Source organism: Pseudomonas fulva (genome assembly GCF_023517795.1).
Taxonomy (GTDB): Bacteria; Pseudomonadota; Gammaproteobacteria; order Pseudomonadales; family Pseudomonadaceae; genus Aquipseudomonas; species Aquipseudomonas fulva_D.
The window spans coordinates 3,232,222-3,256,818 of sequence record NZ_CP082928.1 but is presented as its reverse complement, the minus strand read 5'-3'; the positions used below and the strand labels follow the sequence as shown (position 1 = coordinate 3,256,818).

The 24,597-nt window shown below is 51.4% G+C and carries 19 protein-coding genes; 14 read left to right on the top strand and 5 right to left on the bottom strand.

Annotated features, from left to right (window positions below; all coding sequences use genetic code 11):
- Positions 1 to 110 precede the first annotated feature (110 nt).
- The 4 genes from K8U54_RS14885 (at position 111) to K8U54_RS14870 (ending at position 6,055) form a co-directional block, all read left to right on the top strand.
- Positions 111 to 1,139, top strand: coding sequence for a proline racemase family protein (locus K8U54_RS14885; protein ID WP_249906544.1), 1,029 nt, complete (start codon positions 111 to 113; stop codon positions 1,137 to 1,139).
- A 205-nt stretch (positions 1,140 to 1,344) separates the two neighbouring features.
- Positions 1,345 to 2,208, top strand: coding sequence for a LysR family transcriptional regulator (locus K8U54_RS14880; RefSeq protein WP_249906543.1), 864 nt, complete (start codon positions 1,345 to 1,347; stop codon positions 2,206 to 2,208).
- Between the two features lie 365 nt (positions 2,209 to 2,573).
- Positions 2,574 to 4,679 (top strand): N,N-dimethylformamidase beta subunit family domain-containing protein, encoded by a 2,106-nt coding sequence (locus tag K8U54_RS14875; RefSeq protein ID WP_249906542.1) that lies wholly within the window; start codon positions 2,574 to 2,576, stop codon positions 4,677 to 4,679.
- Between the two features lie 68 nt (positions 4,680 to 4,747).
- Positions 4,748 to 6,055 carry an MFS transporter gene (locus K8U54_RS14870; RefSeq protein WP_249906541.1) on the top strand — a complete coding sequence of 436 codons (1,308 nt, stop codon included), beginning with the start codon at positions 4,748 to 4,750 and terminating at the stop codon, positions 6,053 to 6,055.
- A gap of 57 nt (positions 6,056 to 6,112) precedes the next feature.
- On the opposite strand, the gene K8U54_RS14865 is transcribed toward K8U54_RS14870, so the two are convergent.
- Both K8U54_RS14865 and K8U54_RS14860 read right to left on the bottom strand, forming a co-directional pair.
- Positions 6,113 to 6,892 (bottom strand): AraC family transcriptional regulator, encoded by a 780-nt coding sequence (locus K8U54_RS14865; protein ID WP_249906540.1) that lies wholly within the window; start codon positions 6,890 to 6,892, stop codon positions 6,113 to 6,115.
- A gap of 112 nt (positions 6,893 to 7,004) precedes the next feature.
- On the bottom strand, positions 7,005 to 7,850 hold the full coding sequence (locus K8U54_RS14860) for a fumarylacetoacetate hydrolase family protein (protein WP_249906539.1): 846 nt from the start codon (positions 7,848 to 7,850) through the stop codon (positions 7,005 to 7,007).
- A gap of 616 nt (positions 7,851 to 8,466) precedes the next feature.
- Here K8U54_RS14860 and K8U54_RS14855 point away from each other — a divergent pair.
- The 8 genes from K8U54_RS14855 (at position 8,467) to hisD (ending at position 17,266) form a co-directional block, all read left to right on the top strand.
- Positions 8,467 to 9,372 carry a phytanoyl-CoA dioxygenase family protein gene (locus K8U54_RS14855; protein ID WP_249906538.1) on the top strand — a complete coding sequence of 302 codons (906 nt, stop codon included), beginning with the start codon at positions 8,467 to 8,469 and terminating at the stop codon, positions 9,370 to 9,372.
- Positions 9,373 to 9,436: 64 nt separating this feature from the next.
- Positions 9,437 to 9,871 (top strand): flavodoxin domain-containing protein, encoded by a 435-nt coding sequence (locus K8U54_RS14850; protein WP_249906537.1) that lies wholly within the window; start codon positions 9,437 to 9,439, stop codon positions 9,869 to 9,871.
- A 13-nt stretch (positions 9,872 to 9,884) separates the two neighbouring features.
- Entirely contained in the window at positions 9,885 to 11,066 is a 1,182-nt protein-coding gene (locus tag K8U54_RS14845; protein ID WP_249906536.1) for a cytochrome P450, read from the top strand.
- 117 nt (positions 11,067 to 11,183) lie between these two features.
- Entirely contained in the window at positions 11,184 to 12,638 is a 1,455-nt protein-coding gene (locus K8U54_RS14840) for an APC family permease (protein WP_249906535.1), read from the top strand.
- Between the two features lie 60 nt (positions 12,639 to 12,698).
- Positions 12,699 to 13,970 (top strand): FAD-dependent oxidoreductase, encoded by a 1,272-nt coding sequence (locus tag K8U54_RS14835; RefSeq protein ID WP_249906534.1) that lies wholly within the window; start codon positions 12,699 to 12,701, stop codon positions 13,968 to 13,970.
- A gap of 88 nt (positions 13,971 to 14,058) precedes the next feature.
- A complete protein-coding gene (locus K8U54_RS14830; protein WP_249906533.1) occupies positions 14,059 to 14,709 on the top strand; it encodes a TetR/AcrR family transcriptional regulator in 651 nt (216 codons plus the stop codon).
- A 207-nt stretch (positions 14,710 to 14,916) separates the two neighbouring features.
- The gene (locus tag K8U54_RS14825; protein ID WP_249906532.1) at positions 14,917 to 15,735 is read left to right on the top strand and encodes a helix-turn-helix domain-containing protein; all 819 of its coding nucleotides are present in this window, start codon (positions 14,917 to 14,919) and stop codon (positions 15,733 to 15,735) included.
- A gap of 223 nt (positions 15,736 to 15,958) precedes the next feature.
- Positions 15,959 to 17,266, top strand: coding sequence for a histidinol dehydrogenase (gene hisD / locus K8U54_RS14820; protein WP_249906531.1), 1,308 nt, complete (start codon positions 15,959 to 15,961; stop codon positions 17,264 to 17,266).
- A gap of 65 nt (positions 17,267 to 17,331) precedes the next feature.
- Here the strand turns inward: hisD and K8U54_RS14815 are convergent, their stop codons facing one another.
- The 3 genes from K8U54_RS14815 to K8U54_RS14805 form a co-directional block, all read right to left on the bottom strand.
- Positions 17,332 to 18,486 carry an MFS transporter gene (locus tag K8U54_RS14815; protein ID WP_249906530.1) on the bottom strand — a complete coding sequence of 385 codons (1,155 nt, stop codon included), beginning with the start codon at positions 18,484 to 18,486 and terminating at the stop codon, positions 17,332 to 17,334.
- A gap of 69 nt (positions 18,487 to 18,555) precedes the next feature.
- The gene (locus K8U54_RS14810; protein WP_434059953.1) at positions 18,556 to 19,962 is read right to left on the bottom strand and encodes an amino acid permease; all 1,407 of its coding nucleotides are present in this window, start codon (positions 19,960 to 19,962) and stop codon (positions 18,556 to 18,558) included.
- Positions 19,963 to 20,133: 171 nt separating this feature from the next.
- Complete coding sequence (locus K8U54_RS14805) at positions 20,134 to 21,342, bottom strand: LacI family DNA-binding transcriptional regulator (protein ID WP_249906529.1); 1,209 nt, start codon at positions 21,340 to 21,342, stop codon at positions 20,134 to 20,136.
- A 704-nt stretch (positions 21,343 to 22,046) separates the two neighbouring features.
- Here K8U54_RS14805 and K8U54_RS14800 point away from each other — a divergent pair.
- Both K8U54_RS14800 and K8U54_RS14795 read left to right on the top strand, forming a co-directional pair.
- On the top strand, positions 22,047 to 22,706 hold the full coding sequence (locus K8U54_RS14800) for a ThuA domain-containing protein (RefSeq protein WP_249906528.1): 660 nt from the start codon (positions 22,047 to 22,049) through the stop codon (positions 22,704 to 22,706).
- Between the two features lie 93 nt (positions 22,707 to 22,799).
- Positions 22,800 to 24,587: a thiamine pyrophosphate-binding protein gene (locus K8U54_RS14795; RefSeq protein WP_249906527.1), complete on the top strand. Its 1,788-nt coding sequence runs from the start codon at positions 22,800 to 22,802 to the stop codon at positions 24,585 to 24,587.
- Positions 24,588 to 24,597: the final 10 nt, after the last annotated feature.

The window sequence follows — 24,597 nt, the reverse complement described above, 5'->3', positions numbered from 1 at the left end:
TGTATCCAGTATCCTACTTGCCGTATAAGCTACTTGAGAAGATGCGTTTTTGCAGGCAGATGCGATGAACGCTGATCACTACTCTGAAATTTCTTCACGAGGAAAATAAAGTGCATTTGGATCGTATGGTGACGGTTGTCGGCGCCCACGCTGAAGGCGAAGTGGGTCGCGTTATTACAGGTGGCATCCTGCCCCCTAAGGGCAAAACCATGTTCGAGCGCATGGAGACGCTTCAACGTGAAGACGACTGGGTACGCCAGATGCTGCTTTTCGATCCGCGTGGCAGCGTCAACACAGCGATCAACCTGATCACCCCTCCGATCCATCCTGACGCCGATATCGGCATGATCGTGATCGAGTCTGACTACTACGTACCGATGTCTGGCTCAAACTTGATCTGCACGGTCACGGCAGCATTGGAAACAGGCATGCTTCCTATGCGCGGCGCCAATACCATCGTTCGCGTGGATACTCCGGCCGGCCTGGTGGAAGTCGTTGCTGACTGCACAGGCGGCAAATGCCGTCGAGTCACATTCCGTAATGTCCCCTCCTTTGTAATGCACCGCGATGCGATGATCGAAGTCGAAGGCTACGGCTCCGTTAAGGTCGACGTTTCGTACGGCGGCATGATTTACGTGATTGTGGACGCCGACAAGCTTGGCTTCACACTGGCCCGGGACGAAGCACGCGAACTGGTACGTGTTGGGGAGATTGTGAAAGCAGCGGCAGCTACGCAGCTCAAATCGGTACACCCTGAGAATCCAGGCATCCACACTGTTAACCAGACGTTGTTTGCAGGCCCCCTTCGCATCGAGAACGGCCAGAAACGTTCCAAGAATGCTGTTGTGGTTTCACCGGGCCGGATTGATCGCTGCCCATGTGGGACAGGGACATCCGCACGTCTTGCCCTTCTCCACGCACGCGGTGACATCAAAGCAGGGGAAGTCTTTCACCACGAGTCGATCATTGACACCGTCTTCGAGAGCAGCGTCATCTCGACCGCCAAGGCGGGCCCAGTTGACGCGGTCATCCCGCAAGTCACTGGCCGTGCTTGGGTCACCGGTATCTCGAACTACGGCGTAGACCCAGAAGATCCATTCCCGAACGGCTACCGCCTGAACGACACCTGGTTTTCGTAAGTAGCACAGACCTTGGGGGGATAAATTATCCCCCCAAGGTTTCTCATATACCCGCTATTAATCCAGCGCCCCGATTCTAACTACCTCGTACACCTCAGGCTCCTAGAGCTTCACTCCCAAGCGAAAACCTGATGGCAAGAGATCTCATGCGAAGGAAAAATATCTCTGGTGGCTCTCATTCGGAAATTGAACAGGAGCTTTGCAGATGACCAACAATGAGTTGCAGCTAGATTGGTTAAAGTGCTTCCTCGCCGTCGTTGACACTGGCTCCCTGTCCAGGGCCGCACTTGAAGTAAACAGATCACAATCTGCTGTCAGCATGCAGATAAAGAAGTTGGAAGCCGCTACCGGGCGACAACTCTTAAGCCGCAGCCCAAAACACATGCACCTCACTGAGGATGGACTCACGCTGTTTAGCTATGCAAGACAGATGGTCTCACTACACACAGAGATTCAAACAGTATTCCATGGCAGTGAGCTTCACGGAAAAATTCAGTTAGGCGTAACAGAGGACTACGCGGCACATTATCTCACGCCTCTATTAAAGCGCTTTTCTTCGCGTCACTCTGAAATCGAAATAGAACTAGTATGTGACCAGTCAAGCAAGTTGATCCCTCTCATTCAGAGTGAAAAACTTGATCTCGCATTGGTCTCCCGGAGCTCGCCCGCTCAGGGTACTTTTCTTTTCGAGGAGCCCATGGTTTGGGTTGGCTCTCCCTACTTTGAGCTTTGGAGACGAAAAACCATTCCTGTGGCTGTATTCGAAGAGCACAGCCTCGCACGAAATAACGCTATTAGCTCCTTGGTACAGCAAGGGCGAGAGTTTAAGATCGTCTATCACAGCGCTAGTCTTGCTGGGCAATATGCTGCCGTAGAAGGAGGGTTGGCAATCGCAGCTCTCACCCAATGCAGCGTGCCTTCTTCGCTGAAAATACTAGGAGAGGAACAAGGGCTCGGAGATATCAAGCCACTGGAGGTGTCAGTCTTGAGAAGCAGAACCTCGGCCAGAAAGAGCTCAGTTGATCACCTGCACAATCTCATCATTGCCTCGCTGAAACGCGCCATCTGATCACTCCCTTCGAACGCTCCCCCCTCAATAGCACTACCTAGCGGCACGTACGCCTCCCTGCAACCATCTAGCATTAGAAACCCGCCTACCGCTACCGAGCAGTAGACGAACACTTACGCCAGGTCTGCACAGGTCAATCAAGGCCTAACTAAATCGCAAAATCTGCAAAAACATAGACAAAAAATGCAAATTTTAATTTGCATCTAAATCTTAGAGTGAATTTACAACCAGCTGAACCCATAAAAAAAAATAGTATTACCATCCCACACCCTCTAGAAATACAACCCTGCCTTTTCACTAATAGAACTCTAATCCGGGCTCTGGATACTGCACGCCCATAGTTTTATAAAACCGCGAGAAAAACAATGAACAACAAAATCACAGGTTATCTCAGCCACTTAAGCGTTTTGGCCGGAGACCAATTATCGGCATATCTTTCCGGTTGTGGGAGCGCAGAAATCCAACTCCATTCCCTACATAAAGCGGAGGATCGCGAGTGCTCTTTCAAGCTCATACCAGACATACAGAAAATAGAAATCGAGCTAGAAAAGCAAACACCTGACACTGGCAGCTGCTTCGATTTCGAAGTTCCCCTCCTACACACCAAAGACAAAACATTTGAAGTCTCTACCTGGATGCTAATCACGAAGATTGAAGCATCAGAGCATGCACTGGCCGCCCTGAATATATCTGGAGCGATTTACACGCTAATGGTGACGAGCGACGGGATTTTTTGGAAAAACCCTGGGTATACATCAGAGTCAGTCGCAGTTCCCGTAGGAGAATGGTTCAGACTAGTAATAACCTGTGAAGCGAACGGAGTATTACATGCTGGCTCAGCCTCTCATCAAAGAACAAAGACCAGCGCTCCACGTTCAGATAACGCCCCTACCAGCATTAGACTAGGGCGTGACTACTCAAGATCAGGAAATGGCTCATACTGTAAGTTTGAAGGCCCGCGCATCATAGCCGTAAATGGCGCAGACGATTCACAGTCTGTAGTGGCCAGCTTTGACTTCACCTCTGATTTCTCAACGCAAGTAATCCGATCGACAGAGGGAGCAGCAATTGAAGGAAAGTTCATTAACCACCCGACTAGGAGAATAATTGGCCACCATCGACCTAATGTTATTGAAGGTTACCAAGACATAGAGTCGAGCGCTTACACCGCAGTTCATTGCCACCGATATGATCTGACAGATGCGAACTGGGAGCCTTCAGCCACATTCTCTCTCCCTAAAAACCTCAAAAGTGGGATATACACAATTTCCATCACTTCTGGTGGTGAAAGCCTACACCTACCGTTTGTTGTTCGCGCCCATGCAGACACTCGGGAAAAGATTTTACTTATATTGCCCACCTACACCTATCTTGCATATGCAAATGAGCGTCTCGCATTCAGCGATCGAGGAGAAGCTCTGTGCAGCGAAACCGATGGTATGGTTTTGTCAGAGTTGGATCATTATTTGGATCGCCAGAAATGCTTAGGCGCATCCCTTTACGATCGTCACAGTGACGGTTCAGGCGTTCACTACTCTTCCCGTCATCGTCCAATACTAAACCTATCCTCGGATTATAAAGCGTGGTGGTGCACTAACGCGCCCAGACACTTCCTCGCAGATCTGAATATCGCTAAGTGGCTCGAACATATCCAGCAACCGTTCGATGTTGCTACTGATGAAGACCTTCACACTCAAGGACAAGATCTTCTAGATGCTTACAAGGTTGTGCTGACTGGCACACACCCTGAGTACGTAACTACAAAAATGCTGGCTGCATGGCATGGCTACGCCCACAAAGGCAAGATCATGTATTTGGGGGCCAATGGATTTTATTGGGTGACAGGTGCTGACCCTGAGAATACTGGAATAATCGAAGCAAGACGCGGCTACTCCGGGACTCGCAACTGGAACTCTGACCCACTAGAGCTAAGGCTATCAAGTACAGGTGAAACGGGTGGCCTCTGGCGTCACAGAGGACTAGCACCCAATGAACTAACTGGAGTGGGTTTTGCTGCAGTAGGTTTCTCGAAAGCATCAAGCTATTCAAGGGTCTGCTTTTCGGAGAAGTACGCTCATTTATTCGAGGGTGTTACAGACCCAATAGGAGACCATGGATATTTCGGCGGAGCAGCAGGCGATGAGCTTGACGCCACAAACTTTGAAGTAGGAACACCAAAAGAAACCGTCATCCTGGCCAGATCAACCCACGGCCGTAGTTTCATGCCAAGCATTGAAGAGGAGCTAGAAATACAACACGAATTGGGAGGAGATAGAAACTCCCGCGTACGTTCGGAGGTATGCATTCTAGAGCGAAAAACGGGTGGTAAAGTTTTCTCAGCGAGTTCCATTAACTGGTGTGGAAGCTTAGATCACAGGAATTATAAAAATTCTGTCGCACAACTTACTACGAACGTATTGCTCGACTTCCTTTCCGAGCCAACACCGCACAACATTAAAACAACAACTTAAGAAATTTGAAAACCCGAGCATGCCTACTCGATATCACCCTAATACCAATATAGATATCAGGAAAACTCATGAACTCAAATATTCCTAAAAAAATCCCCTTAAAAGTAGTAATCGCTACCGCAATCGGGAACTACATAACCTGGTTCGAATTTGCATCATATGGCTTTCTCGCTGTAGTAATTAGCAGAATTTTCTTCCCTATGGACTCCCCAGGTTTGGCATTGCTAATGACCTTTGGAGCATTTGGCGTCTCTTTTCTGATGGCTCCTCTCGGCGCTCTCTTTTTTGGACGACTCGGCGATACGGTAGGGCGTAAGAGAATTCTGGTTGCAGTCATCCTGCTCATGTCCGGATCTACGTTTGCCATAGGTCTACTCCCTACTTACGAAACCTTAGGCGTTGCCGCCCCTATCATCCTGGTTCTATTTCGAATGCTGCAAGGATTCGCATCTGGAGGTGAGCCAGGCGGAGCAGCAACAGTACTAGCTGAGTCGGCGGCACCGGCTCGACGAGCGATGACAGTTAGTGTTTGGCACTGCTCAAGCTTCCTAGCTAACGCATCGGCTTCCGCGCTCGTCTTCGGCCTCACCTCATTAATCAGCGAAGAGGCATTAGAAGCGTGGGGCTGGAGAATCCCTTTTCTTCTTGCAGGGGCTCTTGGCGTAATCGCTTACTTAATTAGACGTCAACTGGAGGAAACTCCTACGTTCCTAGCTCTAGAGGCTGCGAACGAAAAAAGCAAATCACCGATTAAGGACGTGCTGAGCTTAAACCTAAAAGAAGTACTGCAAACAACTGGTTGCATGGCTTTCCAAGGTGCGGCGTTCTACTTCATATTTGTATACATAGAGACCTACCTAAGAGTAGAGCTTGACCTAAACTACATGCAGGCATCCATATCAAACATTGCATGCCTTTGTGCGGCATCAGTAAGCATCTTTCTCTTTGCGTACTTGTCAGATCAATATGGCCGACGCGCCATTATGTTAATGGGGGCCGCACTCAGCACGGCGATAATCTACCCTGTCTTCCTAGCATTTTCGACCAAAGAGTATTCCTTGATTATTCTTGGACACACTGCATTAGGTATATGCCTTGCTACATTCATGTCTGCATCCGGTGCTGCTTTGGTGGAAATTTTCCCAGCCAAAGTAAGATATGCAGGATTTTCCATTGCCTACGGCTTGGCAATTGCAATTTTCGGGGGAAGCTCCGCATTCATTGCTACCTGGCTGATATCCCTGACAGGCTCACCACTCTCCCCTTCAATCCTAGTAATTGCGACAGGGTTAATCGCAATTATCAGCGTTGTCTCCATGAGGGAAACCGCACCTGCAGGCCTTAAGAAAAGAAACCTCAAGCTGGCTAATACCTAAAAGATAAAAGTCAACAATTTCGGAGGGAGGCGCACAAACCGCCTCCCCTCTTTTAGTTCACCCGCCTCTTCTTGCCACTTTCGGGCTATATCCGAAATGCCTTTTAAAGGCCCTGCAAAATACTGACTGACTAGAAAACCCTAAGTCGTAGGCGACCTCAACCAGGCTATCCCCCCTATTCTGAATGAGGAACCTGGCCCACTCCAAACGCCTACTCGCTACATATTTTTGAGGCGGCACCCCAAAAAGCTTTTTGAAAATGTCCGTCATAGAGCTATTACTGATATGCAGCAACTCTGCCAGCTCTTCATTTGATATATGCCGACCTATTCGTGCATCAATCACAAGATCAACTTGTTGTTTCGTAACGCCTAGCCGGCCCTCAGGGGTTTGCTGTGGGGTTGCAGGGTCGCCGAAGAATATAGCCATTAAGAGTATGGCACTTTGCCGCAAAATGAATGTATTTTGACGGCTCATCATCTCTTTGCTCGAGATATAGGCCACCAATTGCCTCCCAAAGTCACCTATCTGTGCAGATATCACACTCTGATTAAGCCATGGCGTGAAGTTTAAATGCTCGGTGAACTTCAAGGCTTCCAAGTAGGAGTCATGCGGAGGAATTTCAAGTAACACCACCTCTTGTTCATCACCCTCCCCCTCAAACTCAAATAGCTCGGATATCGGTATAAGCAGTGCGGTATCCGGCGAAAGTTGAAAGCAGCGATTTGAAGTCAAACAATTCACTTGACCGGCAATTGGAAAGACCAATTGAGCATAGCCATTGACCTCCTTTTTTCTATACAGGCTTACCTTTTCAACTCTCGCCGAAATATCCACTATTGCCCCGACTGCTTTTATAAGCCTTACTTATTGCGATTACTTATTGTAGTAAAAGCGCTTCGCGCAACCTTAATCCATTAGTGAGCACGCATACAGCCAAATCCTTAAATTACTCATCCTGAACTGCGATCTGCTGTTGCTCTCCTAACCCAGAGATACCGAGCCGCATTTTCTGACCTGCACGCAGGTACACCTCAGGGCGTTGTCCCATACCAACGCCTGGTGGCGTGCCCGTTGAGATAATATCGCCGGGGTGTAGCGTCATGAACTGCGACAGGTACGACACCAAGAAAGAGACGTCATAAACCATTGTTTTTGTAGATCCGTCCTGGAATCGCTTTCCGTCTACATCTAGCCACAGATTCAAATTTTGTGGATCACGTATCTCATCGCGACTCACGAGCCATGGGCCGATGGGGCCAAAGGTGTCACAACACTTACCTTTATCCCAAGTTCCTTGGCGCTTAAACTGATAATCACGCTCGGAGATATCGTTAACAATGCAGTAGCCCGCTACGTACTCAAGCGCATCTTCCGGACTCACATACTTCGCAGCACTGCCGATCACAACACCCAGTTCGACCTCCCAATCAGTCTTATTCGATCCGCGCGGAATACGCACATTATCGTAAGGCCCGACTATCGCAGAGGTTGGTTTCATGAAAACCACTGGCTCTGAAGGTACTTCAGATCCAGTCTCGGCAGCATGATCGGAGTAGTTAAGTCCAATACAGACAAATTTTCCGACGTCCGCAACGCAGGCACCAATCCGCACATTCTCCTCCACGAGAGGCAATTGCCCTAAGTCCAGCTCAGAAATTTTCCTCAACCCTTCTGGCGAAAGCACCTCACCAGAGAGATCACGCACATGGGCGGACAAGTCACGAATATTTCCTGCATCATCAAGAATACCTGGTTTCTCATGACCTAGAGGGCCGAAACGGAGAAGCTTCATAGATATACCTACCTAAACACTAAGATAGATTTAATGATTTAACTGATGCTCAGTGTAATCGTTTTCATCCATCCCAGGTATAAATTCGTACTGAGGTGTAGCGCATTTGAAAATATTTTATGAATCTTCCCGCCGCCTAATTACGGCTGCCATCTGGAGAAGCACCGACTCATGTCGACTCGATGATAGCTCTAAGCCCTCTGCGCGTCGTAGAAAACAAATGACGTGCCACGCCCCGGTCAGAATCCCCAATCCAAACCAGGATTCCACGAAATCCCGTGCATCAAAACAGGGCCAGCACGCTGAAATGTGGTGCACAAAGCGCACCGAACATCAGCACACGCCGCCTCATCACTGATGACCTATGGGGCTGTCACGCTCGGTTACGCGTTGCTTTTTCCTACCAGTTTATGTCGATCACAAAGACACTAACCGATTGATTTTTATATGCACTAAATATAAGTGTTCGTTGCAAGGCATGGATGCGATCACCTTCCAAACCCGCTTTTGAGCATCAAGGTGGCACACCGCTTGCTGAAACCTAACGAACGTTCGCTAGCATTCGCTTTTGATGTCATTGCTGCGATCAGCCCATAAATGCCTGCTAGGAGTACTTATGTCGCTTATCCACCTTCCACACGATGCCTCGGTTGAAGACGTCGTCCGCTGCTTGGACGCCGAAGGCTACTGCATTATCGACAACGCCATCTCTGAAGAGATGGTTGATGCAATAAATGATCAGATGCAACCCTACGTTGGCGAGACCGATGACGGTGCCAACAATGCATTGGGTAAACAAACACGCCGTAGCGGTGCCATCATTGCCCGTTGCCCTGCGGCGCACCCAGTCATCATGCACCCAGCAGTTGTGGGTGCTGCTCAGAAGTATTTGGGGCGAAATGCCTCAAAAATCCAGCTACACCTTACGCAAGTCATCTCCATTGGCCCGGGTAACAAAGAACAATTCCTCCATCGTGATGAGGGCTGCTGGGAATGGTTTGATCACTTTCCGCTCGAGTTTCAAACTCAGATCAGCACCATCTGGGCACTGGATGACTTCACCGACGCCAATGGCGCTACACGCCTCATTCCGGGCAGCCACAAGCACACAAAGATCCCAACCGATTTCGGTTTGGCAGATACAGTAGCGGCTGAAATGAAAAAAGGCTCGGTGCTAGTTTACTCCGGCAAAACAATTCATGGCGGAGGCCCCAACAAGACCGACAACTGGCGTCGCGCACTTAACATTGACTATTGCATTGGTTGGCTGCGCCAAGAAGAAAACCAGTACCTAGTAGTTCCCCCTGAGCTTGCCAAGAAACTCCCCGAAGATATGCAGCGGTTGATCGGTTATGACTTCGGTGCCGCCGCGCTCGGCTATGTTCGCGAATTCGAAGACCCAATCGTTTCTCTTTACCCAGAGAGAAAAGGCGACGGAAAAATCTTCATGCAATTATTGGAGAAAGCATCAGCCTACTCTGAAAATGCCAAGGGTGTATTCAACTTCGTTTCGAAACAATAAACGGACTGCCCCCATAGGCAGTATCGTACTCTTTCTTGGATGCAGTAAGGCTGGGTTTTTAAATATGAGTATTTATAAAGTTTTATTTGGGACAGAGAGTGGTAACGCAGAGGTCATTGCGGACGATATCGTCGACGCGCTGATGGCCCAAGGGTTGCAAGCCGCAGCCATTCCCATGGACGAGTTCGCAGCAAATGAGATCTCGCCCAGTGAGCGTTATGTGTTCATCACCTCGACTTACGGTGAGGGCGAGCTGCCAGAAACCACACAGCCATTCTTCGATGCCCTAAAAGACGTAACGAGCCTCGCTGGTGTCGAGTTTTTCGCGTTTGGTCTCGGGGACAGTACCTACGCAAATTACAACCGGGCAATTCATGTATTGACCGATAGCTTACAAGGCCTGGGCGCAACGCTGATCGGCAACATCGGGATGCACGATGGAAATAGCGGAGTGGGTCTTACCAGCGCAGCACAAACCTGGTTTAACCAAAGCTTCTGAGGGCAGGACAGACATGAACATCAATCACGACCTACTGCCTTGGGGCAATACGGATTTTCGTAAGAACCCGTATCCCTGGTATGCCCGCCTCCAGAAAGAGCACCCGCTTTATCGTGAAAACGATAAAACCTGGGTCATTACTCGCTACAGCGACTACATGGAATTTGTACGCCACCCGGCAATGACGATAGTCGAGCCCGAATGGGTTGGTACTCACCCATGGCGCGCAATCGAAAGCACCGTCCAGGGTACAGAAGGCGCTGACCACACGCGTTTGCGTCGACACAGCAACAAGTGGTTTACACCCAAGCTGGTAAAGGAGTGGGTGAAACACGCTGCGGAGATTACCTTGCAATCGCTTGAGCATGTGGACGCCGCTGGCTATCTGGAGGCACACCACCATCTTTGCGTGATGCCATCACACGTAACCATGTGCCGCGTTCTGCAGGTTGATGAAGGGGATGTCGACCGCGTTATTCAGAACACCCTCAAAATAGTCGGGGCCCAAAGCCCCACCGCCACTGAAGCAAACAAGGCAACAGCCCGCGAAGGGTTCGATTTTCTCTTTGGGAAATGCCGGGCAATGATAGCGGCCAAGCGCGAACAGCCCGGAGATGGTCTGCTGGACGCCCTGCTGAGCGCTCAAGATAAGGGAGAGCTCAGTGAAAAAGAGGTACTGGAAACGCTGCTGCTGTTCTACTTCTCAGGTGCGCCAAACCCCGCGTTCATCCTGGCATCGATACTGGATCATTTCACTCGTGAGCCAGAGCTGCTGACCATGTACCGTGAGAGCCCCGAGCAACGCGCGGCCATGATCAACGAGTTCATCCGACTGTATCCCCCAGAGATGTCGTTTACTCGATTCCTGACAGAGGATCTGGAAATCCACGGCCAGCTATTACCGCGAGGTTCCTGCCTGCGGTTCATGACGGCAGCGGTGAACCGCGACCCTGCGGTATTCGCACAACCACACACCTTCAACCCACTACGCGGTGGCCAAGAGAGCCAGCAGGTGTCATTCGGCATTGGCGCTCATTCTTGCGCAGGACAAGTTATTACTCGCGCGGAAGTAGAAACTGTATTGAACATCGTCACCGAGCGCTACAGCAGAATTGAGTCTGCGGGTGAGCCATTGACTTTGAGTGATGACCGGATACGCAACTACCTTGAGCTGCCACTGCGTTTCTTCGCCTGACGCCATACCCCTATAAAAATTAGATGTTTCCTTGCCAAATTTTAGATTTAACCCGTGTGCTCGATCTGTATTGCCTGATGCAGATCCGAATGGATAACTCAACTTTCGGAGTGGATCATGAGTACTCTTTCACTGCAGGCAACCCTGCCTGAAACTGAGACCAAAAAGCTTAAAGGCACCATGAGCACGACGGAAATCGTCTGCTCGGTACTCGCCTTCAATGGCCCTTTTTCTGTCGTGACCGGGTATGCCCCGGTGATCATCGGGGTAGGCCATACCCTTGGCGTGCCACTTATATTTTTATTATGTGGTGTGTTCTTCATGCTGTTTGCCGTGGGCTTCACGACCATGGGCCAACACCTTGAAAACCCGGGTGCCTTCTACTCCTATATCACCGCCGGTCTGGGTAAGCCTGCTGGCTTAGGCGGTGCATTTTTGGCACTACTTGCTTATCTGAGCATTGCCATCGGGGTGTATGCCTTTGCCGGTTATACGGTAGATCTCTTCCTCCAACATACTTTTGGCATACCGGCGCTCTCGAGCTGGCTGTTTGCCTTGGCCCTCATCGGACTGGTTGGTGTGCTGGGGTACTTCAAGATTAACCTCTCGGCGAGAGTCTTGACCATGGTACTCGCGATTGAAATGGTGATGATCTTCGCGTTTAACATCTCCACACTGGCCAGCGGCGGAGCAGAAGGCATTACCCTCGCACCGCTCAGCCTCGGCAGCCTTGAGGGTGCCAATATTGGCCTGGCAGTGCTGTTTTGCATCGTCTGCTTTGGCGGCTTTGAAGCGGCAGCTATTTACCATGAAGAGGCTGCCAACCCGTCAAAGACCATTCCTCGAGCCACGTACCTCTCGATCATCGTAATGTGCCTGCTTTATGCGATCTGCAGCTGGGTCATCGTCACGGCAGTAGGCAGCAGCACGGTTATTGATGCCACCCTGAACGACCCCGCTGGCACGACCTTGACCGCTATCGGTGTAGCGCTGGGCAAGACAGTTCAGGGCATGTGCAATGCACTGTTGATTACAAGCCTATTTGCCTGCGCACTGTCGACCCACAACGTCACTACCCGCTATGTGTACTCGCTGAGTGTGGACGGAGTGTTGAGCAGAGCTTTCGCCAAGGTGCACGCCAAACAAGGCTCGCCCTATAGAGCGTCGGCCATCGTCACCGTCATTACCCTCATATTCACGCTGTGCTCGTTTGTTGGCAACGTCAGCGTCTCCAAGGTTTACATCGCCTTCGCCGGCGTCGGTGCATACGCACTGATCCTCCTAATGCTCTTGACCGGGATCGCCGTGATCACCTACCTACATCGCCGGCGCGACCTCAAGATTGGCGCATTCAAGAGCAAAATTGCCCCTGCTCTGGCAGTACTGGGAATGCTCGTTGCACTGGTCTTAGGGAGCATGAACTTCGCCATATTGATTGATGGCAGTCAGGGGATCGCACTTCTGGTGATTGGGCTGCTGTACGGCCTGTTCCTGCTGGGCGTGGGCTTGGGCATGTACTACCGGAAAAACAAACCCTCTATCTACAGCTGCATTGGTCGGCAACTGGGCTGACGGCACTGACGATCACCATGTGCAGCATTTCGCTGCACGCTCTGTACAGCAGGAGTGAATATGAACCCGCATAGCCTGAAAGTGGCGATCGTTGGAAGTGGCCCAGCGGGCTGCTACAGCGCTCAATTTTGCCGGAAGAAATGGCCAACGGCAGAGATCACGATCTTTGAACAATTGCCAGTGCCATACGGCCTGGTTCGCTATGGTATTGCCGCCGATCACCAAGGCGCCAAGGCGGTGATCGATCAGTTCGACCGGCTGTTTCATCGTGAGCGTGTAGATTTTCTTGGCAACGTAGCCGTAGGCCGTGACATCCCTCTGGAAGTACTGTCTGAAGCGTTCGACGTGGTCATTGTCGCAACGGGCCTGGAAGCAGATGTAACCCCTGAAGCTGTTTCCGACGTTCCAGGGTATGTCGTCGGTGCTGGGGCTTTACTGAAAGCGGTAAACGGTCACCCTGATCTTCACGAGGCACTGGTTGAAGGCACACGTATCAAGCCCTTGGGCCAGCGCCTAGCGTTGATTGGCAATGGTAACGTGGCTATCGATGTCATCCGCCTACTGTGCAAGCCAGTAGCAGACTTAAATGGCTCCGACATCGACGATGCGCGACTGGCTTCGCTGCGAGGTGAAGGTATTATGTCGATCGACGTCTTGGGCAGGTCGCCAGTGGGCACCGCGAAATTTGACTATTCGATGCTCCATGAACTGCTGGAGCTACCGGGTGTTCATCTGACCGTCACCGGCCTTGAGGCCGGTTCAGAAGCTTGCAAGGCAACGACATTGATCCACTCTCGGCTGCAGCAGCAAGGCGACTGCCCGAATCCAGGCGACATCTGTGTCACCTTTCACTTTGTCGCTCAAATACTCAATGCAACACCTGCGGGTTCAGCACTAGAGCTCGAGATTGCGCACGCGCAAACCAAGCGCGCTACCCTATGCGTCGACCAGATCATCACTGCCATAGGGTTCACCCATGCGCCTTCGAGCCTGGCATCAGTCGACCTCTCCGCGCTGAGTAACGTGTTTCTGGCCGGCTGGGTAAACCAGCACGGCAAGGGAGCGGTGGCAGCCAATCGCAAGGATGCCAAGGCTGTCGTGGATAACATCGCAGGCTACATCGAGCGCGGTGAGCTAGAACTCAACTCTCCTGGCGTGGGTTCACTATCAATGCTGGCCCGGCTAGAAGTAGTCGACTATGAAGCATGGCAGGCGATCGATCGACATGAGGTCTCTCGGGCCCAACCAGGGCGTTGCCGCGCCAAACTGACCGACATCGCCGAGATGCTTGAGATTGCTGGCAAAGCCACGCGGGCGGCATATGTGGCTTAAGCCCCGAACGTCGAGACTACCAGGCTGAGTGGGAATATCGTACCGCTATCCGTTATGATCGAAAGCCAAGTGGAGTGCAGGACTTAACATGGCGGGCGTGAACAACATCAGCGACATGCTTCACCAGCTTGAAACGTTCATCGGCGCGTTCAACCGGCATGGCCTTACCAAAGGCAAGCAGTCGATTCTCAAGTCGTTCCTGCGCACTGCCACGCGTGAAGGCATTACTAACGTGTCTATGCGCAGTCTCGGGGCAGAGGCAGGTGTCAAGCCACCGACCATCTACTCCCACTTTCCCGAGGGACGTGACCAAGTCGTGGCTGCCGCTATGCGCTGGCATTACAGCGGTTACGCGCAAGCATTGCTGGTCGAATTCTCGACCTGTGTCAATCCGCAGGACTTCTGGAAAACATTGGTACGTTTTCATGTGGCCCAACAGCTGCGCGAGCCGGCCAATGACAGCTGGGACATCTTGATTGCCACAGACCGTATCTCCAAGCAGTTGCCCGAAGAGGTAAGGGATGAGATCGAAACCTGGGAGCGTTTTTGCGACTACATGTATGCGGCAATCGCCCAAGACATGGGTCATGTTGCGGTAGACATCAACGCGCGCATTGCTCGCAAAACCCTGGATGCAGTGTGTGCTTGGTGGAACTGGGACGGTAGCGACGAGCACTTGGATGCTGCAGTTGCCTACGGATCGAAAGCTGCTGAAGCGATCATGAAAATTGCGCGCTAAGAACTTTCAAAAAACTAGGGATTCATCCCATTTCGCCCGGCCAACAGCGCCTGCATCCTCAAGAATAGGCAGGGGTTGCCTACCTGTACGGGAAAGTCCATTTTCTAGGTCTCAATCACGTGTGCAAAGGGGCAAGAGCGTCGTCCTTAAGCCTTCTTTGAAATATCCATAGACTGGCACGATAGCTGAATTAGGTCGACTCTCGCGATGCAAGATCAAGAGCAAGATAACTTCCAAGAAAACTTGAAGATGCTGTGCGAACAGGTTGGCACAGTCTCAGAAATATGTAGACGAGTAGGAATAAACAGACAACAGTTCAACAAATACCTCGCCGGCACCCATAAGCCATCCAAGGCCAACCTGCGCGTAATTGCAGGTTTTTTTGGATTAAGCGCTGACATACTATACACAAACCCCAATGACTTCCGATCAATGGTTGAAGGTGGACACTTCCATCTTTTTAGAAATCTAATTCAAACCCCTAAAATGCTCATGTTTGTGAATGAGCTTTTAAATGACAGCAAATCTGAACTTAGCGAACTCACAGGAGTATATGAAAGATACCACCACTCATCGATATATAAGGGCAAAATAGTAAGATCCACCTTTTGCATTTTCGAAAGAAACGGAATGCTGATGCATTACTACGTGGAGCGTTTCCCCAATCAAGATGGCAGCGGAAAAATAGATTACCACTTCAAGTACCACGGCCTGACTTTTCTTATTTCAAATCGAATCTTCTGCATAGACTTCGAAACCATTCAGAAAAATGAAATCACGTTTACCAACCTCGCGGCAGTCAACAGAAACTCAAGGAAATTTGTTTTCGGCGTTTCAAGCGGAATCGCCGCAACCATGGTACGCCAGCCCGTTGCAAACAAAACGGCGATGCATTTCGTAGCTAAAGGGCTAATGAAAAAAGAGCATATCCGCCGCGCAACCGTACTCTCGCCAGATGATCCCTCTATCCCTAAGGAGGTGGTTGACTATCTTGGTGCCGGTACGTCCTCAATCGATACGGTCTGAGCAGACCACAGAAAAAATGCACCTAACAACAAGCAAAATGTGCGTCATCCTGCGTCAGCATTCGTCATCTTGAGAAATTGTTTGCGTCACCCTCCGTCGGTAATTTGCCTAAAGCAGCAGAAAATTCGAATGCATGGTGGCGCCTGAACACCCAGATCGTAAGGCAACCAGCATCGAGCGCTGCTCATAATCTTAATACTGTGCGCCCGATAGAGGTGATGAAATGGCTGAGTGGATCAAAAAGGCAAAACCGACCGAACAACAGGTTGAACGCAACGAGCAGGTCAAGTCGGATGTCTCACGCATTCTTCTAGACATTGAAAAGCGTGGCGATGCCGCAGTCCGTGAACTCTCGGTGAAGTTCGACGGCTGGGATCGCGCTGACTACCGCCTGAGCGACGCAGAGGTCAAAGAGTGCGTTTCCAGACTGACCGAGCGAGAGTACAACGATATTCTCTTCGCACAGCAGCAAGTACGCCGATTTGCTGATGCCCAGCGTAAGTCGCTACTGGATGTCGAAATCGAGAGCATCCCTGGTGTCATCCTCGGACATAAACACATCCCGGTGAGTGCCGCTGGATGCTACGTACCAGGTGGTAAGTACCCGCTGCTGGCGTCGGCCCACATGTCGATCGTTACCGCAAAGTCGGCGGGCGTGAAAAATATCACGACTGCCGCCCCTCCTTTCCAAGGTAAACCAGCACCATACATCGTTGCGGCCCAAGCCTTGGGCGGCGCTGACGCTATCTACAGCCTCGGCGGCATTCAAGCAGTTGCAGCCATGGCTATCGGTACCGAATCGATCAGTCCTGTGGATATCATCGTCGGCCCAGGCAACGCTTATGTAGCCGAAGCAAAGCGCCAACTCTTCGGACGTGTCGGCATTGACCTCTTTGCCGGCCCAACCGAGACCCTGCTCATCACCGATGATTCTGTAGACGGTGAACTGTGTGCAACTGACCTGCTGGGTCAGGCTGAACATGGCGTGGACTCGCCTGCCGTGATGCTGACCACCTCTCGCGAACTTGCGCTGGAAACACTGAAAGAAATCGAGCGCCTGCTTGTCAAACTGCCGACTGAGAAAATCGCTCGCGAAGCCTGGGATAATTTTGGCGAAATCATCCTCTGCGAAAACTATGAGGAACTGGTCAAGTACTCGGATGAATACGCTTCCGAGCACGTCCAGATCATGACCCATGACGACGATTACTTCGTTAAAAATCTGACCAACTATGGCGCCCTGTTCGTAGGCGCCCGCACCAACGTCTCTTATGGCGACAAGGTGATTGGCACCAACCATACCCTTCCGACCAACAAAGCCGCACGCTACACCGGCGGCCTGTGGGTTGGTAAATACATCAAGACCTGCACCTACCAACGCATCCTAACTGACGAAGCGTCTGCGCTTATCGGCGAATACTGCTCTCGCCTTTGCTTGATGGAAGGGTTCGTGGGCCACGCTGAGCAAGCAAATATCCGTGTCCGTCGCTATGGTAAGAAAGAGGTTGGCTTCGGCGAACCGGCTCTCTGATCCCTCACCGACAAGAAATGCCAGCCTCATATGGCTGGCATTTTTTTGGATGGTAGAAAGTAGCGTCAGATCTTTTTCACCACAGCACCCGATGTCGTAATGACAACCAGGAGCAAGGCACCGGTCATCATCAAAGCCACGCTCAGTGTTGTCAGGTGAGCCAAGAAACCTATTATGGCCGGGCCCATCAAAATGCCTAGGTAGCCAATTGCATTTACCGTAGATAGCGCCAATGCCACGGGCATGACACCCTGCCGTCCTGCAGCCGAGCAAAAGACAGGTACTAGGTTCGCAATACCTGCACCAATCAAAATGAAACCACCCAGCGCAGCGAATTGGTTGTCAATGAATATCGCGACGATCATCCCCACTGTAGCTAAGCAGCTACCCCCTACAATCACTACCCGCTCGGTGAGCTTGGGTACCAACCAATCACCAGAAAGCCTTCCGACTGCCATGGTCACCGAAAATAGTGCGAAGCCGATACCCGAGTGATTGATGTCCATCCCTCTAACTGTATTCAGAAAAACGGCACTCCAGTCGAGCATCGACCCTTCGACCAAGAAGGCAATCAGACTGAGTACGCCCAGCAAGAGCACATAGGGTGTTGGTTTACTGAATATCGCCCCATCACTCCCCTCTCCGAAGGGCAACATATGCCTTCCTACAGTAAATAGCATCGCTGCTGAGATCGCTGTTAACGCGAGAACAGACGCGAACGGCGACAACCCAACCCAAAGAAGCCCGGAAATGACCAAGGCGCTAAAGATGTTTCCTACACTAAAAAGCCCGTGAAAGCCGGACATCATGGATCGGCCAAGACCTCTCTCTACAATTGAACCTTGCAGGTTCATCGTCACATCTGCTGCTCCCAAGCAGGCGCCAAAAAGCAGCAAACAAAGAACAAGCGAGAAGAAATTTGAGACGCTAGAGAGAAGCAAGAGGATGGCTATAGCGCCCAGCATGGCCGTGGTCATAGTCGCCCTACAACCCACTCTGCTGACGATTTTTCCTACAAAGGGCATCATGCACATTGAACCTGTGCCAAGGCAAAGTAGCAGGACTCCAAGCTCACCCTCATCAATGCCTGCACGCGCCTTGGCAAAAGGCACTAACGGCGCCCAGGCCCCCATCATCACACCCGGCAGAAAAAACGAAGCGCGGCATGCGATCAAATTTTCACTGCTGATTAGGTGAGAAATATCTGCGTTTGAGTTCATATAATTCGCCAAAAAAACGCCCATCCGAAGATGGGCAAAGTGGGTGACTAGCGCATACATAATTTGTGGCTATGCAGGTTTAGCTTGATCTCTTCGCTGAAGAATCACTCCAAGGCCTATCAAGGCCAATGTCAAAACCGACGAGACAAGCAACTCAGTTTGATGCCCAGGGACAACAGCCATCAGAACCAAGAACGACACAATCGCAGCTATGGTGAAGTAGGAGAGCGCGGGAAATAGAGGGAATTCAACGATCAAAGCCTTCCCTTCAGCGATGGCCCGTTTACGCAGAATCACCTGGCTCACAGCAATAACCAGATACATCACGAGAGCAATCGTGCCGATCGTGGCAATCAGTGGAACTAATACGGTTTGAGGCAAGGTGTAGTTGGCCACCAGAAGAATGAGAGCTCCAGCGCTCGCGTAGAAAATCGAGACCTTCGGTACACCGTTGGCAGTCGTCTGAGCCCATGACCTGGGGGCATCTCGGCGAACCGCAAGCGAATAGCCCATACGAGAAGCAGTGAAAATCGCAGAGTTGAGGGTGCTCGCGACCCCAACCAAAATCACAGCCTGAATGATACCCGCAGCACCAGGAATACCCATCACCTGGAGAGCCGACTGGAAAGAACCAACCTCTAGGCGAGGCGAGTTCCACGCAACCAAAGCAACAATCACGAAAATTGAGCCAAAGTAGAAAATCAGCATCCGCCATACAACAGAGCGAATAGCCTTTCGAATGTTTGCTCGAGGATCTTCAGACTCGGCTGCAGCGATGGTAACGATTTCCATACCAGTGAAACTGAATAGTGCAAGTACCAAGGCTGATGCAATTCCAGGGAGCCCTGTAGGCGCAAAACCACCATCCCGCCAAAGATGACCTACACCATTCGCTGAGCTACTAGGAAGCATTCCTGAAATAGCGAATACCCCCAAACCAATGAAGGCCAAAATGGCAACGACCTTGATCAGAGAAAACCAGTACTCGAGCGTACCGAAGTTCTTCACACTGAGGATATTGGTCAGAGTGAGACCTACGATGAGAGCGACGCCAATTGCAATAGAGGAGACTCCAAGCCATCCGCCAAGAATGTCTGAAGCCACGATGGTTTCTAGCGGTATGACAAGAACATAGAACCACCAATACAGCCACCCAATCGAAAAGCCGGCCCAGCGTCCCATCGCTTGCTGTGCATAGGTGGAAAAAGAGCCTGTATCTGGGCTTGCAGTTGCAAGCTCGGCAAGCATGCCCATCACAAGAACAACGAGTACTGCAGCGATCCCAAAAGACACCAATACCGCAGGCCCAGCAGCACTAATAGCGCTCGCGGAACCGACGAAAAACCCCGCACCAATTACACCACCAATAGAGATCATGGTGATTTGACGGCTGCTCAGCCCTTTAGACAGCGCACCGTGAGACACTGTTACCTTCTCAGAAGGCAAATCCATTTTATAATTCATCGCTTGCCCCATCAGGAACTTCCGCACACCGCCTTAGCGGTACAGCCAGGAGGCAAACAGAAGTTAGTTCCACAAGAATTATTGTTAGAGACACGCCTTGTAGCTGTCTCAGACTAAGTTGTGAAACTCAACGGGCCAATTTCTCAATCAAACGCAAAGTGACGCACTCTGACGCAGCCTCAGCTACACCTGACGCGTTGTGCTTCGAACAACAAGCGATGTATCAAAAATTTTGATTACCGGCTGCAGAGGTTCCGACGCCTCCAGCTCATCGAGCAAAATGCGAGCAGCAAACTCCCCCTTACCGATGATGGACTGACGGATAGTGGTTAGGCCTCTAGGCGCCGCATCAGGAACGTCGTCGAAGCCGATAACCGATAGCTGCCCAGGAACCTCCACGCCTTCTTTTTCTGCTTGTGACAGGCACGCTAGAGCCATCACATCGGAACTAGCAACGATTGCCGAGACACCGGACTCACTGAGCAAGATGGAAGCGGCTTCCCGACCTAGCGCTTCGGTGAAACCGCCAGCTTCGACAATCATCAGATCGTCATAATCAATACCGTGCCGTTCAGCGGTCTCGATATAGGCTGTAAGTCGTTCCCTTGCGATCATCTCCGTCGAGTGCTTGAAGCGCTTCTGACTCACACGCCCCCTCTTGCCATCAGGGATCAATCGCTCAACCAAAATCCCTATTTTGGTATGGCCTAGGGCAAGAATGTGCTCCATTTGATCTGTTGCAGCTTGCCGGTCATCAATCCCAACGAAATGCACGCCTTCAAGCCTGGGGGAGTCAATAATCACCGCCGGTATCTTGCGCTTCACGATAAATTGCGTGATGGGATGGTCGTCCGGCAAGGTCGAGACGATCAGGCCGTCGACCAATCCTCTGACAGCTAGGTTGGCATCTCCTTCCTGGTCACCTTCAAGCTTTTTGTTTTTCAGCGGGAATAGGGTCAGCGCGACGTTGGCCAACTCGTTCACCCTGGCGATTCCTTTCAGAAGGGACATGGCCCAAGGATCATCAAAGGCATATGACAACTGATCCATTACGACTAGGCCAATTGCACCAACCCGCCCCGAGCGCAAGCTTCTGCCCCGAAGGTTTGGCCCGGGATATCCCAAGCTAGCCGCCACCGAAAGAATGTGTTCCCGCTGGCTGGCAGAGACCTTACTGGAGCCACTGTAGGCGTAGGAAACCGCCGGCTGAGAAACGCCGGCTGCTTTGGCCACATCTTTCATCGAAACCATCTGAAAATCTGCCCTTATATTTATTTCTGCGACACCCAGGAACCGCGCTGGCAAGCGCCACTCAGGATAACGCGCTCGGGCTTGGAGAGGATAACTCTTTCCAAAGGTTCTCAGCTGCAGGGCGCTTTGAATTGAGCTCACTCCAAGGATCTCCACCGGAAAATCTTTAGCCTTTCATGAGCTCAAGAATTGCGAAAAACCCCTCCTGATTCAGCACCATTTTTCCGCCTAAAGCCTTAATTGGCAAGGCCTTCAGAGGTTTTCCCCATACCCAACGACAGGGGAAATCTGGCCCCATTCTGGCGAGACCTTCTGTCGTTTGTAGGTATTGACAAGTGAAAACCGCATGCTACCTTGTGCTCACAGGTTATACGAATAACCACCCAACAAAAAACGAGGCTGCTTATGTCTAGCGCCCAAAAGCTGAGCGAGACAGCCCAGCGAAACCGTCAAGCGAGATGCCTGCCCTTCCTAGACGTGCGGCTTACATTCTTGCAATTCTTTAGTTTCACTGCCCACAAAGCCCAAGTTCTGCCCGTGTGTCGTAGGCCTAGTGCCAAGAACCGGGAAAGCTCAGCTGTATTAATGACTCGGAACGTTTTCCCCGGAGTTTAAGTGCGCAGTGAGACCGTCGTTAGATAAGCCCCCTACTTTGAACGTTAGCAGCACACAACGAGCAGCCCGAATGCTGTGAGAATGTAGGCAGGCAAATCCCCGAACACTGTTAATCCGATTTTATTTCGGTGTTTTCGTGCAGCCTGAATAAAGGCAAATACATAACTAAGGTTCTGTCGAATTTCAATCGACGGATGCTCTTCGTCAAAAATAAATACTGGAGGTATACCGTGACTCGCGTTCTCTATCTTTACGGCGGCTGGCCTGGACATTATCCCTATGAAATTGCGGGCTGGGCTCGCAAACTCTTCAAAGAGCTGGATTTTGACGTTGAAGAGTCAACTGACATCTTCACGTTGGATCGTGACCTGAAAGGTTACGACCTGATCATCATCGGCTGGAACAACGCTGTTACCACTGAAACCCTCACCGCTTCGCAGGAAAAGCATCTTTCTGAAGCAGTCGAAAGCGGTGTGGGTCTTGTTGGCTGGCACGGCGCAGGAGCGGCATTCCGCGCAAGCCTGAAATATCACTTCATGCTGGGTGGATCTTTCCTTGAGCACCCGGCAGGCGAAGGTTACCCACACCCGTACATGGTCAATTTCATCGACCGCAATCACGAGGTTACTCAAGGCGTTGAGGACTTTGAGGTTCGCTCCGAGCAGTACTACATGCAGGTCGACCCAAACATCCATGTTCTTGCTGAAACCACTTTCGATGGCAACCCAATGCCATGGCTGAAAGGGCACCGTAGCCCAGTGGCATGGGTTCGAAACTGGGGTGAAGGGCGAGTCTTCTATCACTCGATCGGCCACGACACCAGCAACCTCGCCGACCCAAATATTCGCCGCCTCACTAAACAAGGCTTGGTGTGGGCAACGCGTAAATAAATACCTAACCGGTAAATCGGGCTCTTCAGAGTTAATCCACGCGGTTCCTCTGAAGAGTGTCTAGTAAAACCCTCCACTTAGGAGTGATGTAACATGCCGAAGTTAACTGCTAGCCAAGTGGTTGCTCAAACCCTGAAAAACTATGGAGTCGAGTACGTCGCCGGAATTCCTGGCCACGGCATCTGGACTCTGATGGATGCCTTTATGGAAGAGGAATCCAAGCTTAAATTTATTCAAGTTTTCCATGAGCAAAGTGCCGTTCACCTGGCTGACGGCTACTACCGTGTCGCTGGCAAACCAATGGTTGCCGTAACATCCATTGGAGCTGGTGCCAGTAACACCGTAATCGGTATGGCCACCGCCTACACCGACTCCACCAGCTGCATGCTGATCACCGGTGGCCCACCCACCCACATGCGTGGCCACGGCCTACTGCAGGAGCTGGAGCGTTACACCGACAACGATTTCCCGAAAATTGCTGAGGCCGTTTCCAAGCGCCATTGGGTTGCCACCCGTACCGAAGAAATGCCCTTCATCATGCACCGTGCCTTCAGCTCGATGCTGACTGGCCGCCCAGGCCCTGTACACATCGAAATCCCGATGGACGTCCAGGCTGAAGCGCGTGAAGTTACCTTGCATGACCTGCAAGAGCGCACTCCGGTCGGCAAAGTCTACCCAGATCCTCAGGCAATCAAACGTGCCGCAGAAGTACTGCGTGAAGCCAAACGCCCGATGATCGTTATCGGCGGCGGCGTCATCACTGCAGAAGCATTCGACGAAGTCGTGGCACTCGCCGAGACCTGGAAAATTCCAGTAGTGACTACTTGGAATGGTAAGGGCGGCTTCCCTGAAGACCACGCTCTGTTCGCAGGTAGCGTTGGCCAGACTGGAACTCTGTGTGGCAATGCCATGGCTTCCAGCTCCGACGTGATTCTTGCAGTCGGCTGCCGCTTCACCGACTGGTCATCTTCAAGCTACGCCCAAGGTGTGACCTTCTCGATCCCGCCAGGCCGTCTGATTCACATCGACATCGATCCGCACGAAATCGGCAAGAACTACCCAGTAGCGGTAGGTATCGTATCCGACGCCAAATATGCGCTTGCTCACATCGTTGAAGAGCTCAAAGGCGAGACTGTCGATCGTACCGAGTACCTGCAAGACCTGAAGAAAAACCAAGACCTGTGGGAGACCAAACTCGCCTCCCGCCGCGATTCGGATCGGTTCCCGTTCACTTCTCAGCGTCCACTGGGTGCTCTGCGCAAAATCTTCCCACGCGACACTATCGTGGTTGTGGGCTCGGGTAACGCTCAGGGTGCAGTCAAGCAGACCTTTCCCGTCTACTCGCCTCGCACTCACCTGACCTCCGGTGGCTTCTCTTCCATGGGCTGGGCAGTACCCGCAGCAATCGGTGCCAAGCTGGCGGCGCCAAATCAGCCAGTTGTCTGCATCCTGGGCGATGGCGACTTCCTGATGAACCCGCAGGAAATTGCAGTCTGCGTGACCAACAACATTCCTGTGGTGTTCTTGATCCAGAACAACGCTGGCTACATGTCGATTCGTGGTGGTCAACGCAAACAAACCAGTCGCCACATCGGCAGCGAATTCAACCTTCCAAATGGCGAGCCGTACTCTCCGGACTTCGCCGCACTGGGCAGATCATTCGGTATCAAGTCGTTCTGTGTGAACAGCAACGAAGAGTTGGAACCCATCCTCCAGCAAGCACTGGATGCCAACGAACCAGTGTTGATTGAGGTGCCTACCGACCGTGACGCTGCAGGCCCATGGGTACCTGGCTGGTGGGACTTCCCGGTTCCTGAGTACATCACTGACGAACGTCAGGATGAGTACTGGGAACTGCGTAACAAAGAACAGCACCTGTAATCAAAACTGA

Excerpts from the sequence above, each read along its gene's own strand:
- K8U54_RS14880 (WP_249906543.1), top strand. The coding sequence starts at position 1,345 with ATGACCAACAATGAGTTGCAGCTAGATTGGTTAAAGTGCTTCCTCGCC.
- K8U54_RS14875 (WP_249906542.1), top strand. The coding sequence starts at position 2,574 with ATGAACAACAAAATCACAGGTTATCTCAGCCACTTAAGCGTTTTGGCC.
- K8U54_RS14870 (WP_249906541.1), top strand. The coding sequence starts at position 4,748 with ATGAACTCAAATATTCCTAAAAAAATCCCCTTAAAAGTAGTAATCGCT.
- K8U54_RS14860 (WP_249906539.1), bottom strand. The coding sequence starts at position 7,850 with ATGAAGCTTCTCCGTTTCGGCCCTCTAGGTCATGAGAAACCAGGTATT.
- K8U54_RS14855 (WP_249906538.1), top strand. The coding sequence starts at position 8,467 with ATGTCGCTTATCCACCTTCCACACGATGCCTCGGTTGAAGACGTCGTC.
- K8U54_RS14850 (WP_249906537.1), top strand. The coding sequence starts at position 9,437 with ATGAGTATTTATAAAGTTTTATTTGGGACAGAGAGTGGTAACGCAGAG.
- K8U54_RS14845 (WP_249906536.1), top strand. The coding sequence starts at position 9,885 with ATGAACATCAATCACGACCTACTGCCTTGGGGCAATACGGATTTTCGT.
- K8U54_RS14840 (WP_249906535.1), top strand. The coding sequence starts at position 11,184 with ATGAGTACTCTTTCACTGCAGGCAACCCTGCCTGAAACTGAGACCAAA.
- K8U54_RS14835 (WP_249906534.1), top strand. The coding sequence starts at position 12,699 with ATGAACCCGCATAGCCTGAAAGTGGCGATCGTTGGAAGTGGCCCAGCG.
- K8U54_RS14830 (WP_249906533.1), top strand. The coding sequence starts at position 14,059 with ATGGCGGGCGTGAACAACATCAGCGACATGCTTCACCAGCTTGAAACG.
- K8U54_RS14825 (WP_249906532.1), top strand. The coding sequence starts at position 14,917 with ATGCAAGATCAAGAGCAAGATAACTTCCAAGAAAACTTGAAGATGCTG.
- hisD (WP_249906531.1), top strand. The coding sequence starts at position 15,959 with ATGGCTGAGTGGATCAAAAAGGCAAAACCGACCGAACAACAGGTTGAA.
- K8U54_RS14815 (WP_249906530.1), bottom strand. The coding sequence starts at position 18,486 with ATGAACTCAAACGCAGATATTTCTCACCTAATCAGCAGTGAAAATTTG.
- K8U54_RS14810 (WP_434059953.1), bottom strand. The coding sequence starts at position 19,962 with ATGGGGCAAGCGATGAATTATAAAATGGATTTGCCTTCTGAGAAGGTA.
- K8U54_RS14795 (WP_249906527.1), top strand. The coding sequence starts at position 22,800 with ATGCCGAAGTTAACTGCTAGCCAAGTGGTTGCTCAAACCCTGAAAAAC.